Origin of the sequence: Novosphingobium sp. 9 (assembly GCF_025340265.1) — a bacterium.
Lineage (GTDB): Bacteria > Pseudomonadota > Alphaproteobacteria > Sphingomonadales > Sphingomonadaceae > Novosphingobium.
Map to the genome: position 1 here is coordinate 338,379 of NZ_CP022708.1, position 13,927 is coordinate 352,305.

The following is a 13,927-nucleotide window of genomic DNA, read 5'->3' on the forward strand; positions in this document are numbered from 1 at the left end:
GCAATACGCTCGGTAGCGGACAGACCTGTGGTCCTTTTAGGCACCGGCATGGACGACAGCGGCATCGATCTGCCCGACGATCGGCCTTTGTCAGGCCGGTTCGATGGAAACGATGCGGCCACGTGCCGCCCCAATGCGCTGCACTATGCCCCGCTCGATCATGACGGTGTTCGTGCGCGGGCTGCCAGGATCGTAAACTGGATTGCGCAGGCGAAGCCCAGCTTGATGGTCGTCGATGTTTCGGCAGAGGTCGCGATGTTAGCTCGGCTAGCGTCTGTGCCGACAGTCTATGTGCGGCTCGGTGGCGAGCGAAGCGATCCGGCTCACCTTGAGGCTTTCAGGGGCGCCTCGGCAATCCTGGCTCCCTTTCACGCCGCATTGGAAACCGACGGCACGCCGGATTGGGTCCGCGAAAAGACGTTCTACGTGCCCGGGATCGCCAGTTTGCCGGCTTGTGAGGAAACGGTAGCTGACCGCATCCTTGTTGTTTTCGGCCAAGGCGGTCGCCCGGGCGATGGAACGCTGATTGCCGAGGCCGCACGCGCATGTCCACATTGGCAATGGCGTGTCATTGGTCCCGCCGTAGCGCCGATCGACTGCCCCGCAAATCTGGAGTTTGCCGGATGGGTCGTCCGCCCAGAGATCGAAATAGCTCGGGCAAGGATCATTGTCGGGGGCGCCGGAAATGGCGTGGTCGGAGCAGTCATGGCCGCAGACAAGCCCTTTATCTGCTTGCCGGAAGATCGTCCCTTTCAGGAACAAGCTGCAACAGGCAGGGGCCTGAAATCGTGGGGAGCTGCGCTCGTTCTTCCCGAATGGCCGGCAGGACGGTTCTGGCCGCGACTCTTTGAGGATGTGCTCGATATGCCGGCAGCGCCCCGGCGTGCGCTTTATGACCCACAAGCGGCGCAAAAAGTCGCCGCATGGCTTGGGCAGCATGCAGATATCTCGATCAAGCGTGCGAAGGTCGCGGCGTGAACCTGTCATCTATCCTTAAGAGCAAGACGGATACCCCGGTGGCCCGAGCCGGCGCGATAGCGGGACAACTCGAAGTTCTGGGCGCGCGATATGATGCCGCGCCCGTCTTTCCGTCGGAGAGTATGCGCACCTTGGCCAGAGCCGGGCTCCACCGGGACTTTGCTTGTGTCGATGCTGGCGGTACCGCTTTCGGCGATACAGCGCACCGCTATCGCTCTTTAATGGATGTCTTGCGAATAGTCGGCCGCGCGGATTTGAGCGCGGGCCGTCTGTTTGAAGGTCACGTCAACGCGCTGGCGCTGTTCGAATGGTACGGATTGCCCGAGCAGATTGCGCATCTTTCCGGTCGGCTTGCTGCTGGGGCCTTTTATGGCGTGTGGGCGACGGAGCCCGCCCCCGGCGTCAGGATTGTCGTTGGCACTGATGGCCGCAGGCTGCTTGATGGTTCCAAAACATTTGCGAGCGGAGCGGGGGGGCTTTCGCACGCTATTATCACGGCGAGGCTGGCGCAGGGAAGTCGGCAACTTGTCATCGTCGCCGGCGACGAGGCTGCACGTGCTGATCTTTCAGATTGGCGGGTTCGAGGGATGCGCGCGAGCAATAGCGGCAGGTATGATCTGACAGGAATGCCGATCACGGACCACGATCTCCTTGGCTTGCCAGGCGATTACGACCACGATCCCAGATTCACAACTGGAGCTTGGCGTTTCGCCGCTGTCCAGTTGGGCGGTATCGAGGCCTTGTTGACAGAAACGCGTAAGGCCATGTCCGATAAGGCACGCACTGACCCGCTCCAGCGCGCCAAATTCGCAGAGTGTGTTGTGGCAACTCGGACGGCTTATCTTTGGGTGCGCGAATGTGCGGCCCGTGCCGCCGTCGACGATGCCGACGGGCCAGCATTTGCCCGGCTAACGCGCGGTGTCGTCGAGCGGGCCGGGCTCGACGTTATGGAGCTTTCCGCGCGCATCGTTGGCACCTGCAGCGCAATGGACGGTCAGCGCATTGACAAGATCACTCGCGATCTGTCGCTCTACCTGCGACAAGCGGGGCCAGACTATGCTCGCGATCAGGCGGCTTTGGTCTGGCTTGATCACGATGCATGGGGCTGCGAGGACAGCTTGTGGTAACCGGCACGCTTGGGGGCCGCCCTTGGGGCAACCGGCGATGGTTGGTCTTGGCACCGCACCCGGATGATGAGACTCTCGGCGCCGGCGCCCTTATTGCCCAGGCCGCCGCGCAAGATCGATTCGCGGCCTTGGTATATCTGACCGATGGTTCTGGCTCGCACCCTTGTTCCGATGGATGCGCTGGCAGGCTTATAGCGGTTCGCCGTCGCGAAGCTGCCTTGGCCTTGTTCCGACTGACAGGGAGCCGCAAGCACGTCCCTGTTCATCTGGATTGGCAAGACGCTAGGCCAGCCAAGCTGGGAAGCATGGAATTTCATCAAAGCGTTTGCGCGCTGGCTGCGCTCTGCCGTCAGCTGCGCGTCGATGCGATCGCCGTCACAGCACTTCACGAGCCGCACTGCGATCACGCGGCGGCAGCACAGCTCGCCTATGCAGCCGGCCGTTCTGCAAAACGACAAGTCATCGTGGCGGAATTCTGCGTCTGGTCCAGCCGTCCTACTGGAAGGCTCATTCGAGTCATTCGCACCGAAGCGATGCCGCCTGGAAAGCGCAGAGCAGCGCTGCGCTCGCATCGTAGCCAATTGACGGCTTCATATGGCCAAGGCTTTCGGCTTCCTGCCGAAAAACAGCGCATGCCGGCACGGGACACTCTCTATGTATGGAGGCATCGATGACCCGCCCTGAAACCAGCCTGCCTTCTGAGTACTTCGAGAATATGTTTCGAGGTACGCTCGATCCCTGGAATCTGGAAACCAGCCCCTATGAGCAGCGCAAGTTCGCGCGCTCCGTCGAGGTTCTGGGGGCAAGAACATATGACCATGTCTTCGAAATCGGCTGTGCAAAGGGCGTTTTGACATCACGGCTCGCGCCGCAGGCGACCTCTCTTTTCGCGATAGATGTGAGTGGCACGGCGCTGCGGGCGGCGCGGGAGAGATGCGCAGATCTGGGCCACGTCGGTTTTGCCAACATGCGTTTTCCGGCGCAGGCGCCCCACGGCAAATTTGACCTCGTTGTCTTGTCGGAGGTCGCCTACTATTGGAATGACCGCGATCTTGGCGAAGCGGCGGAATGGCTTGAACGCCACCTGATCGCCGGGGGCGATGTGCTGCTGGTTCATTGGACCGGCAAGACAGATTATCCGCAGAGCGGCGACGGCGCCGTGGACAAGCTCAAGGCACATTTGGGTGAAACGATATCCGTATGCATAGCGGAGCACGGCGCTGACTATCGGCTGGACCTTTGGCGAAAACTGAAATGAGCATCAGCGTGTTGACGATCGTCCGCAACCGGGCAGGGCACCTTGCGCAGTTGATTGAAGGTTTGCGCCGCAGTGAGGCTTTTCCCGATGAACTGATTATCGTTGATATGGCAAGCGAGTCTCCCGTCCAGGTGGACGACCTGCCTTTTTCCTGCAGAACCGTTCGCTTGGCCTGCAAAGGACTACCCCTGGCAGAAGCGCGCAATAAGGCTGCTTCGGTCGCTGCAGGTGATCAGCTGCTATTCCTTGACGTCGATTGTATTCCGATGCGCGGTCTGGTTTCGGCCATCGCAAAAGTGCTTGTTGATCACGATGCCCTGGTATGTGCCCAAGTCCGCTATCTAGGGCCCAACGATGCTCGCTCCCAGTGGGATGAAACGGCGCTTCTGGCCCATGCCCACGGTCATCCTGCCCGCAGTTTCCCATCGAATGGATTGCAACAGATCGACAATCCGGGCTTGTTCTGGTCGCTAGTCTTCGGAATACGACGCGAGCGATTTAGAAACCTTGGCGGATTTGATGAGAGCTTCTCCGGTTATGGTGCTGAAGACACCGACTTTGGTTTCAGGGCCAAAAACGATGGATTGCCGCTCTTGTTTATGGGGGGGGCAGGTGCATTTCATCAGCACCATGCCAGTTCCGATCCTCCCTTGCAGCATTTTGAGGATATCGTGCGCAACGCGCACATCTTTCACAAGAAATGGGGCGTGTGGCCGATGGAAGGCTGGCTCGCCGCTTTTGCGGACGCTGGTTTTGTGATTTGGAACAAGGATATGCTGGCCATCGAGCGGTATCCCTCGAACGCCGAGATTATCGCGGCTAACGTGGCGTGAACACAAGCGCACTGTGGCAGCCTGAGCGGAATGAGTCTGAACATCTCGAACCATGTATGTCGCCGACGCGGTCTGAGCAGGTATGTTTCGGCCATGCTTGCCCGACTGGTTGGTCTGTTTCCTGTGTCGCGCTAGAGCTCCAGGACATAAAGAAACGGATGCGTTCGGACAATGTCACTTAATCCCATTGCTGCCGAGCGATCCGTATGAATGGGGCTGTATCATCTATAGATCTGCCTTTAAGAAATAAACATATGTTAAATAATATGTTGAAAACTTGTATAAATCACTCTGGCATCTTTGTGCACAGGCAATATGATATTCGCTGGATCGTATTTTCGGAGGTGTCATGGCTCTTGATTCACAGGCCAATCAGGACACGATACAATGTCTGGTCGCGGCGAATTTATCGACGTTTAATGGGCTTTCCGTGTTGCTGGTAAGACTTGCCAAAAAAGGGATGATCGACGTCGATGATGTACAGGCGCTAGAGCGGGCATCGCGTGTCCCGCTGGATCACCCAGATTGTGCAACGAGCGAAGTCATCTCCGAGCTATATCGTCAACATGATCAGCTTTTTGCATGGTTGCGGGACATACTGGGTGGTTCTGGTCAATCGTAACCGTCTGATAACCGCGTTTCAGCGCGGCGTGGGCAGACACTTGTGTGCGACCACCAAGACAGAATTAATCGTTGAAGTATAGAAATGTTATAGCGCCGAGCACTGCAAGCCTTCAGTATTATTAGGCGACCCGAAGGGCCCTAGAGGCCTGTGTTGACCTGGAGCAGAAACTGCTCCAGGTCCTTTTTGATATTGCGCGCTCAAATTTCAGGCGTCGCGGGTGTCGCGCTTCTGGATGACCCGAGTAGCCCCCAGACCTTACGTGCGTGCGGTGAGGCTGGCCTCAGCCTCGGAGTAAGTAGGAAATGGGGGCACGTCGGAAGGGCTGGCGCCGATCCCCATGCTTAAATGAGGGCGAACCATGAGTATCCTCTAGACTGGATGTTCGTGCGGAAAGCTGTCCTCGAGTTACCGCCGGACCTGTTCCATTGACCATTTGCGGCCCGGTTTTGTGGATACGGTGGGCCCCAATGGCGGTGAGCAAGCTAGCTCGTAGTGCTTGCCCGCAAGGCACGGGCTCGGCCGGCATGCTATCGCATGCAAAGGTTCGCCGACGCTTCTACCTCGCGGGTTCCTCTCATACTCTGTGAGGCACAGAGGGCGGCTACTGCGCTTGCGATCCCCAGTTTAACAATCGCAGGAAACATTGCCGATTTTTCATCTGACGTACTTCTTAAGGGTGTGCGCTGCCGCAGGTCGTCCGTTCTGACGTTTTCACCGCTTTTCTGCATGCATGATGTTGGATTGGAGTGATCGGACTGCGGCGCTGCAATTGGCGAAGGGCTCATCGCCGATGGTAAAAAGCTAATGTAATCACGGGCCATTGATCCCTATAATGGACCTTGATCTTGCATAAAAATAAACGCAAGCGATCGGCTTTCCAAAAGGATGTCCAGGCAGGTCTATGCAAGCCCCTTCGAACCGTGCCGCCTCGCTTGCCCATCGCGGTGGTGCAAAAGGTATGGATCCCCGAACAGCGTTCGGCCTGTTTGCGGCGATCCTTTTCTTCCTTGCCAGCGGTATAATTGCCTATCGCAATGTGACGGTCCTTCGCGATGACATGCATATGATCGTTCATTCACATCAAGTGATTGTGGCCCTTGATGCGCTGGAATCCTCATTGCAGGATGCAGAGACAGGACAGCGCGGATACTTGCTGACGGGCAAGGAAAAATATTTGGACCCTTACCGCGCCGCGATTGGTGATGTGGACACCCGCTTTCGATCGATCGGGTCCTTGACGCGTGATAATCCCGGCCAGCAGATGCGCCTCATACCCCTTCGCCGCCACATCGATGCGAAGCTGGCAGAGCTCAAGCAAACGATTGACGTTCGCAGATCGGCAGGCCCTGCAGACGCGCTAACGATCGTGAACAGCGACCGCGGCAAAGTCGAGATGGACGCTGTTCGAGCGCAACTGGCGGTCATGCAACAAGCCGAAGTCCGCCTTCGGCAAGATCGTATGGTAGAGATGGATCTGGCCTACCGTTCGGCTTGGATTAGCGGTGTGATGTCCTGTGTCTTGGGCATCCTCCTGACCCTCGTCATAGGTTTCCTCATACGCCGCGCCGCGCTGGCGACAGGTCGTCGCCAATGGCTGCAGCAAGGACAGGTGGATCTTTCTGCAACGATGTTGGGGGACAAGGGGACTCACCAGCTTGGCGAAAGCGCGTTGAACTTTCTCGTGCGCTTTACCGGAGCACAGGCAGGTGCCGTCTTCGCCGGGCAAGGAGATCATTTCGCGCGCGCCGCCGTATATGGCGTCCCCCCGATGCCGGAATTGTCGAACGTTTCTCGCTTCATCACGGGTTGCTTGGAGAAGTCGCAGCCGATGGCGAGCCTGTTTTGCTGTCTGATATACCGGACGGTTATCTCACCATTGGCTCGACTTTCGGACGCGACAAGCCTCGCCATCTGCTGATCGCGCCGATGCTTGCGGATAACGCCGTTGAAGGCGTGATCGAGTTGGGCTTCCTGCACCCCGTGAGCGAACAGACGCTCGAATTCCTCTCGGAAATCTCGACGACGGTGGGAACGGCGCTGCGCTCGGCCCGCTATCGCACCCAACTGCAGCACCATGCCGATGAGCTTCAGGTACAAAGTGAAGAGCTGCGCGTCTCCAATGAGGAACTGGAAGAGCAGGGACGAGCACTCAAGCAGTCGCAGGCCAGTCTCGAGCAGCAGCAAGTGGAACTGGAGCAGACCAACTCGCAGTTGGAAGAGCAGGCGCAACTCCTTGAAACCCAACGCGATGATCTGGCGCGATCCAATGCCGCAGTAGAGCTCAAGGCGCGAGAATTAGAGCAGGCGAGCCGCTACAAGTCCGACTTCCTTGCCAATATGAGCCACGAATTGCGCACGCCGCTCAACTCACTGCTGATCCTCTCGAGGTTACTGGCCGAAAATCGTGCCGAGAATCTCAGTGACGACCAGGTTCGATACGCCACGACCATAGAGTCTGCCGGAAACGACTTGCTGGCGCTGATCAATGACATTCTGGATCTGTCCAAGATCGAGGCCGGGCATCTCCAGATTCAACCCGAATCGCTTTTTGTGGAGCGTCTTGCCGGCGATCTGCGGACGATCTTCCAGCCGATTGCTCAGGAGCGGGGCCTCGCGTTCGAGATTGCGATCGCACCCGATGTCCCAACTTCGATCATCACGGATCGCCAGCGCCTTGAGCAGATACTAAAGAACCTGTTGTCCAATGCCTTCAAGTTTACAGCTGCGGGCAGTGTGCGCCTTGAAATCGAATGTGATGGGGCGCACGATATCGCGCTGTCGGTAGAGGATACCGGCATCGGCATTCCCGAAGACCAGCAGGCCGTTATCTTTGAAGCCTTTCAACAGGCCGACGGGACCGTCAGCCGAAAGTATGGCGGGACGGGGCTGGGGCTTTCGATCTCGCGCGAATTGACCAGGCTTCTGGGCGGAAAAATCGGGTTGTCCAGCATCGCTGGGAAGGGCAGCCGGTTCACGCTTCTGCTTCCGGTGACCTATGATCCGGACAATGTCGCTGCGCCGGCGCAGCCCGTTCGTCCCCTTGCCGCGATTGAAATCCCATCTATTCCTGCGCCATCTGCAGTATCGCCCAATTCGCCGCAGGTTCTAACCCGGCAGGTCGCCGATGACCGTGATGCGCTTATGCCGGGGCAGAGGGTCCTGCTGGTGGTGGAGGATGATGCCTCGTTTGCCGCGATCGTGCGGGATATTTCGCACGACATGGGATTCCAGTGCCTCGTGACCAGCACGGGCGAAGATGCTCTGCAACTGGCTCGTACCTTCAAGCCGCATGCCGTTGTGCTTGATGTCGGGTTGCCCGACCAATCGGGACTGGCGTTGCTGGATCGATTGAAGCGCGATGTGGCGACTCGCCATATTCCGGTCCATGTAGTTTCGGGTAGCGACCATACTCAAACGGCATTGTCTCTGGGGGCAATCGGATACCTCGTGAAGCCGGTGAGACGCGAGGATCTGGCTGGCGTATTGGAAGCCTTGGCAGCCAAGCTTTCGAGTGATGCGCGACGGGTGCTGATTGTCGAGGACGATGACGTGCAGCGCGATGCGGTCAGCAGACTTCTGGCATCGGGCGACGTGGAAACCGTCGGTGTGGCCAGCGCCGCGGAATGCCTTGCGAAGCTCGAGGCTGGCACGTTCGACTGTATGGTGCTGGATCTCAACCTCCCGGATTCGAGCGGGTTTTCGTTGCTGGAGACGCTGGCGCGTGAAGATGCCTATTCGTTCCCGCCCGTCATCGTCTATACAGGCTATGACCTTTCCGTTTCGGACGAGCAGCGCCTGCGCCGGTATTCGGACTCGATCATCATCAAGGGCGCCCGTTCACCAGAACGGCTGCTCGACGAAGTTTCGCTGTTCCTGCATCAGGTCGTAACCGAGTTGCCGGCCGAACAGCAGACGATGATCCGGGCAGCTCAGAATCGTGATGCCGTTCTGGAAGGTAGACGCATACTTGTCGTTGAAGATGATGTGCGCAACATCTTCTCGCTGACCAATGTCCTGGAACCCCATGGCGCTATCGTGGAAATCGCGCGTAACGGGCAGGAGGCTCTCGATTTCCTGGCCTCGCAGTCTGGCACGATGGAGCGACAAGTCGATCTGGTGTTGATGGACGTAATGATGCCCGTGATGGACGGGCTCACGGCCACGCGGGCAATCAGGCAGGATCCTCGATGGAGCAAGTTGCCGGTTATCGCACTTACGGCCAAGGCCATGCCGGATGATCAGGAGCAATGTATCGCCGCCGGTGCCAACGACTATATGGCCAAGCCGCTCGACGTGGACAAACTGCTGTCGTTGATCCGCGTCTGGATGCCGCGCTGATCATGTCCGATAGGGAAGGTCCGGGAGAGAGCGCCGAGGCTGCGCATCAGATCGAGGATATCGAGATCAGGCTTTTGCTCGAGGCGATCTATCAGCGCTATCACTACGATTTTCGCAACTACGCCAAAGCCTCGCTCAGGCGAAGACTGCGGCAAGCGCGCGACCGCCTGGGTGCGCGATCTTTTTCGGCGTTGCAGGAAGTAGTGCTGCATGATCAAGTGGCAGCCGCCAAGCTGATGCGTTTCCTCACGGTGCAGGTGAGTGATCTTTTTCGCGACCCCTCCTATTTCAAAAGCTTGCGCGAACAGGTTCTGCCGCGTCTTCACACTTATCCCTCGCTCAAGGTATGGGTCGCAGGATGCAGTACAGGGGAGGAATTGTACTCGCTTGCAATCCTTTTTCGGGAGGAAGGGCTTGAAGAGCGGACGATTTTCTATGCGACCGATATCAATCTTCAAGCGCTTGATGCCGCCTCGCAAGGAATTTATGCGGTTGATCGAATGGCAGCCTTTTCAGAGAATTACAGACTTTCGGGTGGGAAAGGCAGCCTCTCAGATTATTATACAGCAGGCTATGGTGGGGCAGTCTTCGACAACAGTTTGCGCGATCGTGTCGTATTTTCCGACCATAGCCTTGTGACCGATGCCGTATTTTCCGAAACGCAGCTTGTATCCTGTCGCAATGTCATGATCTATTTCGATCAGACGTTGCAGGACAGAGCCGTTGGACTGTTTCGCCAATCCCTGACCCGTGGCGGTTTCCTTGGCCTTGGAGCGAAGGAAAGCTTGCGCTTCTCCTGTCACGTCGACGCCTTTGTGGCCTTCGACCAGACGGAAAAGATCTATCAGCGACGCAGCACATGAAATGTCGCCGGGCGCAGGCCGTGGTCATAGGGGCATCTGCGGGCGCAATAGATGCCTTGTTGCGCATACTCCCTCGTCTTCCGGCAGATTATCCCATCCCGGTGCTTGTCGTTGTCCACCTGCCGGCAGGACGGCGTAGCGAATTGTCAGCGGTGTTTGGCGCTCGATGCGCGCTGACAGTGCAGGAGGCAGAGGACAAGCAGTCGGTTTCAGCGGGAGAGGTGATATTTGCACCGCCGAACTATCATTTGCTGGTGGAAGCCGGAGGAAATCTTTCGCTATCTGTCGATGATCCTGTCTTTTTTTCCCGCCCGGCAATAGACGTGCTGTTTGAAAGCGCGGCCGATGCCTACGGGCCAGGCCTTGTCGCAGTGGTCTTGACAGGGGCTAGCCGGGATGGGGCTGCAGGGTTGTCTGCAGTGGCCCGAGCAGGAGGAGAGACTATAGTGCAGGACCCTGATACCGCGTCGGCCCGAACGATGCCCGATGCTGCGCTCGGGGCCTGCCCGCAGGCCCGTGTTCTGGGCATCGATGAGATCGCTCTGGCACTATTGGACGTTGCCCGCGCGTGAGTACGGTAGACCGTCCTGTTCCTGTATTGCTGGTCGACGACGTGCCAGCCAACCTTTTGGCTCTGGAGGCGGTGCTCGCAACGCAAGGCATTGACGTACTCAAGGCCTCATGCGGAAATGAGGCACTCGAGTTGCTGCTGCAGCATGATGTCGCCCTTGCTTTGCTTGACGTGCAAATGCCCGAAATGAATGGTTTCGAACTCGCGGAATTGATGCGGGGGCGGAAAGAACCCGTCATGTGCCCATCATTTTCGTAACTGCGGGTGGATCGGATCTGGAGCGCAGGTTCCGAGGGTATGAGGCAGGTGCCGTCGACTTCATTTCCAAGCCAATCGAGCCGACCGTGCTGCAAGGAAAAGTTCGTGTCTTTCTCGATCTTTATCGGCAAAGGCAGCAGATAGCCGCCCAGCGCGATGATCTCGTAAGTGCAGCTGCGGCCCTGCAACAAGCCGATCGTGCCAAGGATCATTTCCTGGCTGTGCTGGCGCATGAACTGCGTAATCCGCTGGCGGCGCTCAAGAGCGGATTGAACCTGCTCGGAAAGCCTCGCGGACAGCAGCAGGCAGAAACGATTCGCAGCGAGATGGACCGGATGCTGGGCCATCTGTCCCGGCTGGTTGACGACTTGTTGGATATTTCGAGGATCACCGAGGGCAAGGTGATCTTGCAATTAGAACGGGTAAGGCTTGACGATGTCGTGCAATCGGCAATCGCGGGAAGCAGGCATCGATTTGAAGAGGCTGGTCACGAGTTCTGTGTGACGATGCCGGATCAGCATGTATGGCTGGAGGCTGACCATACCCGTCTTGCCCAGGTGCTTGCCAACTTACTGGGCAATGCCGCCAAATATACCCCTGCGTCAGGTATCATCCGGCTCGACTGCGATGTGGAGGACAACGAGGTCGTCCTTCGAGTACAGGATACTGGCATCGGCATTCCCCTTGAAATGCAGAAACACATTTTTGAAGTCTTTGCACAAATCGACGCTCACCGGGAGCATTCCCAAGGTGGCTTGGGTATCGGCTTGGCGCTTGTCCGCAAGCTGGTGAGCCTGCATGGCGGCAACATTGAAGTCGCTAGCGAAGGAATAGATAAGGGGAGCACTTTTACCGTGCGCCTGCCCCTATCCGGTAAGGATGATCGGCTGTCGCCACGATCTTGATGGCCTGAAAAACATTACGGAAAATGGCCGCGTCAGTGCCTCCCGACGGTTCTCCCGGCATGGTTGACGGCAGGCCATCGCAAGCGCCCCTCGCGTTGACGCGTTTTTTCAGGTGCTACTTACACAGATTTGGGCGGGTTGGCGCCTGGTCAGCCACTCGCCGTTTTTTCGAACCGGGACGGCCAGCCATTGGTTTTCTGCGACATCTGCCACTCGATTCGCGTCTCCAACGACCGGGAGGCAATATGTTTGAGCAAGCAGGCATCAAGGCCTGCGGGCCGCGAGAGCAAAAGTGCGCATAGGAGCTTTTGCAATACGGCGGACGTTGAACGCGATGCAGAGGCATTGGCCCTCGCCAAAAGGAGAGATACGATGACCATCAAGGGTGAAATCAAGGAAGCCGCCGGCTACATCAAGGAAGAAGCGTACGAGCACGGCAAGTCTCCTGAAAGCCACAAGAAGGCGCAGGAAGGCCGCGAACTTCGCAACGAAGGTCGCATCGAAGATGGCAAGGCGCCGAAAACCACTGAGCCAGGCACTGGTCATCCGGACAAGTAAGGGAAAAGAGGTGCCCGTCTTGCCGACGGGCGCCTCATCTCTGTCGATAAGAGTTGGGTATACGGTCAACCTGGACTCTCGCAGATCACGATTTCGTTTGCTTCTGACAGGCGAAAAATGGGGCAGCGCCTCTCTGCGTTCGTGGATTGAACAACAGATGGCAATTTCGTGGGGTTAAGGCCGCGTATCACTGGCAAGCAGCATGCCAGAGCCCAAATGTCCCCGCTGACCCGCGCCTTCCTCAAGCGTGTCGAACCGTTTTTCGCCGGTGACGAGATCGCCGGCGGACCTATGCTATTGGCGACTATTGCTGCGCTTGTACTGTCGACCAGCCCTTGGGGTGCCGCCTGGAAAGCTGCGTGGGATCTTCCCCTGCAGATCGGCCTTGGTCCCCATGTCGTGTCGCAATCGTTGGCTCAATGGGTCGATGACGCATTATTGCCCATCTTCTTCGTGATCATTGGTGCCGATCTGAAACGTGAAGTGGTCAACGGCGCGCTGGCGCATTGGCGCACAGCCGCATTTCCGGTGTCGGGTGCGCTTGGCGGGATGCTTGTCCCAGTCGGTCTTTTTTTGCTGATGACCCGGCATACCGAGGCTGCCAGCGGATGGGGTGCAGTAATGGTAACCGACACTGCATTCGGCCTTGCGTTACTTGGCATGTTTGCAGGGCGGTTCCCGCCAGGAATGCGAGCATTGTTATTGGCTTTTGCCGCTGTTGATGACCTGGGAGGCCTCATTGTTATCGCAGGGGTATATACACAACAGCTTATTCTGCTGGGGCTCATCGCCGCAGGTGTGGCTTATCTGGCCATGATCGTTTTGCGCCGTGCGCGCTGGATTGGCTCCATGCCATACATCGTACTGGCGCTGGTGGTGTGGGCAGGAGTGTTCGTATCCGGTGTTCATGCAACGATCGCCGGGGTTTTTCTCGGTTTCATAACGTCGAGCAAGCCGAGGCTTGCCGAAGGCGTATTCGCCGGAAAAATCCAGGGCCAGATCGACCGCTTTCAAGATGAATATAAGCGAATGGAGAAAGCGCAGGACGATCCGCATGCGTATCGTCGGGAGCGACACGATGTGCAGTCTCGCCTGGGGTATCTTTCCGAAATGGCCTTGGCCACGGACGTGCCAGGCGAACGTGTGGTAAGTGTATTGACGCCTTGGGTGAGTTATATTGTGCTTCCCCTTTTCGTGCTCAGCAATGTGCATGTCCCGATGACGCTATCCGCTTTGGGCGAGGCGTTTTCCGGAACACTGGCCCCCGCGATTCTTCTTGCTCTTGTCTTGGGCAAACCCTTGGGCTTTCTTCTTGCCACCGGTCTTGCGACATCCTTGCGATTGGCGCGACGGCCGGAGGGTGTGACCTGGATCATGGTCGCCACAATCGGCCTTTTGGCAGGTATCGGATTTACCATTTCGCTGTTTATTGCGGATCTGGCTTTTGATGGGAGCGATCTATCACATCAGGCGTCGATCGGAGTGATCGGCGCATCTGTACTGGCCGGATTACTGGGCTTGGTAGCACTTCATTTTGTCTCTCGGCGCGAAAGCTGAAAAAAGCCGATGGATGTTCGCTTGGTACGACGCATCCCTGTTTCGCTCCTGCAATG

Annotated in this window: 12 protein-coding genes and 1 pseudogene; all 13 read left to right on the forward strand. The window is 57.6% G+C overall.

The features are described from left to right. Window positions 1-48: 48 nt before the first annotated feature. The 13 genes and pseudogenes from CI805_RS16230 to nhaA all read left to right on the forward strand — a co-directional run bounded on the left by CI805_RS16230 (window position 49) and on the right by nhaA (window position 13,871). Window positions 49-978 (forward strand): glycosyltransferase, encoded by a 930-nt coding sequence (locus tag CI805_RS16230; protein WP_260929214.1) that lies wholly within the window; start codon window positions 49-51, stop codon window positions 976-978. Further along, window positions 975-2,105, forward strand: a complete 1,131-nt coding sequence (locus tag CI805_RS16235) for an acyl-CoA dehydrogenase family protein (protein ID WP_260929215.1) — start codon at window positions 975-977, stop codon at window positions 2,103-2,105. The genes CI805_RS16230 and CI805_RS16235 overlap by 4 nt, the downstream gene beginning before the upstream one ends. Further along, window positions 2,078-2,779, forward strand: coding sequence for a PIG-L deacetylase family protein (locus CI805_RS16240; protein ID WP_260929217.1), 702 nt, complete (start codon window positions 2,078-2,080; stop codon window positions 2,777-2,779). The genes CI805_RS16235 and CI805_RS16240 overlap by 28 nt, the downstream gene beginning before the upstream one ends. Continuing rightward, window positions 2,776-3,363, forward strand: a complete 588-nt coding sequence (locus CI805_RS16245; protein ID WP_260929219.1) for a nodulation S family protein — start codon at window positions 2,776-2,778, stop codon at window positions 3,361-3,363. The genes CI805_RS16240 and CI805_RS16245 overlap by 4 nt, the downstream gene beginning before the upstream one ends. Then, a complete protein-coding gene (locus tag CI805_RS16250) occupies window positions 3,360-4,196 on the forward strand; it encodes a glycosyltransferase family 2 protein (RefSeq protein ID WP_260929221.1) in 837 nt (278 codons plus the stop codon). Before CI805_RS16245 ends, CI805_RS16250 begins: the two co-directional genes overlap by 4 nt. A gap of 349 nt (window positions 4,197-4,545) precedes the next feature. Then, complete coding sequence (locus CI805_RS16255) at window positions 4,546-4,818, forward strand: hypothetical protein (RefSeq protein ID WP_260929222.1); 273 nt, start codon at window positions 4,546-4,548, stop codon at window positions 4,816-4,818. A gap of 961 nt (window positions 4,819-5,779) precedes the next feature. Next, a pseudogene (locus CI805_RS16260) lies at window positions 5,780-9,159 on the forward strand (response regulator). Window positions 9,160-9,161: 2 nt separating this feature from the next. Further along, window positions 9,162-10,022 carry a CheR family methyltransferase gene (locus tag CI805_RS16265; RefSeq protein ID WP_260929224.1) on the forward strand — a complete coding sequence of 287 codons (861 nt, stop codon included), beginning with the start codon at window positions 9,162-9,164 and terminating at the stop codon, window positions 10,020-10,022. Next, entirely contained in the window at window positions 10,019-10,594 is a 576-nt protein-coding gene (locus CI805_RS16270) for a chemotaxis protein CheB (protein ID WP_260929226.1), read from the forward strand. The genes CI805_RS16265 and CI805_RS16270 overlap by 4 nt, the downstream gene beginning before the upstream one ends. After that, the gene (locus tag CI805_RS16275) at window positions 10,591-10,851 is read left to right on the forward strand and encodes a two-component system response regulator (RefSeq protein WP_260929228.1); all 261 of its coding nucleotides are present in this window, start codon (window positions 10,591-10,593) and stop codon (window positions 10,849-10,851) included. Before CI805_RS16270 ends, CI805_RS16275 begins: the two co-directional genes overlap by 4 nt. Beyond that, window positions 10,833-11,756, forward strand: coding sequence for a hybrid sensor histidine kinase/response regulator (locus CI805_RS16280; protein WP_260929230.1), 924 nt, complete (start codon window positions 10,833-10,835; stop codon window positions 11,754-11,756). Before CI805_RS16275 ends, CI805_RS16280 begins: the two co-directional genes overlap by 19 nt. A 372-nt stretch (window positions 11,757-12,128) precedes the next feature. Next, window positions 12,129-12,314: a hypothetical protein gene (locus CI805_RS16285; protein ID WP_260929232.1), complete on the forward strand. Its 186-nt coding sequence runs from the start codon at window positions 12,129-12,131 to the stop codon at window positions 12,312-12,314. 216 nt (window positions 12,315-12,530) lie between these two features. Further along, window positions 12,531-13,871 carry a Na+/H+ antiporter NhaA gene (gene nhaA / locus CI805_RS16290; RefSeq protein ID WP_260929234.1) on the forward strand — a complete coding sequence of 447 codons (1,341 nt, stop codon included), beginning with the start codon at window positions 12,531-12,533 and terminating at the stop codon, window positions 13,869-13,871. Window positions 13,872-13,927: the final 56 nt, after the last annotated feature.

Excerpts from the sequence above, each read along its gene's own strand:
- CI805_RS16230 (WP_260929214.1), top strand. The coding sequence starts at position 49 with ATGGACGACAGCGGCATCGATCTGCCCGACGATCGGCCTTTGTCAGGC.
- CI805_RS16240 (WP_260929217.1), top strand. The coding sequence starts at position 2,078 with ATGGGGCTGCGAGGACAGCTTGTGGTAACCGGCACGCTTGGGGGCCGC.
- CI805_RS16245 (WP_260929219.1), top strand. The coding sequence starts at position 2,776 with ATGACCCGCCCTGAAACCAGCCTGCCTTCTGAGTACTTCGAGAATATG.
- CI805_RS16250 (WP_260929221.1), top strand. The coding sequence starts at position 3,360 with ATGAGCATCAGCGTGTTGACGATCGTCCGCAACCGGGCAGGGCACCTT.
- CI805_RS16255 (WP_260929222.1), top strand. The coding sequence starts at position 4,546 with ATGGCTCTTGATTCACAGGCCAATCAGGACACGATACAATGTCTGGTC.
- CI805_RS16265 (WP_260929224.1), top strand. The coding sequence starts at position 9,162 with ATGTCCGATAGGGAAGGTCCGGGAGAGAGCGCCGAGGCTGCGCATCAG.
- CI805_RS16270 (WP_260929226.1), top strand. The coding sequence starts at position 10,019 with ATGAAATGTCGCCGGGCGCAGGCCGTGGTCATAGGGGCATCTGCGGGC.
- CI805_RS16285 (WP_260929232.1), top strand. The coding sequence starts at position 12,129 with ATGACCATCAAGGGTGAAATCAAGGAAGCCGCCGGCTACATCAAGGAA.
- nhaA (WP_260929234.1), top strand. The coding sequence starts at position 12,531 with ATGTCCCCGCTGACCCGCGCCTTCCTCAAGCGTGTCGAACCGTTTTTC.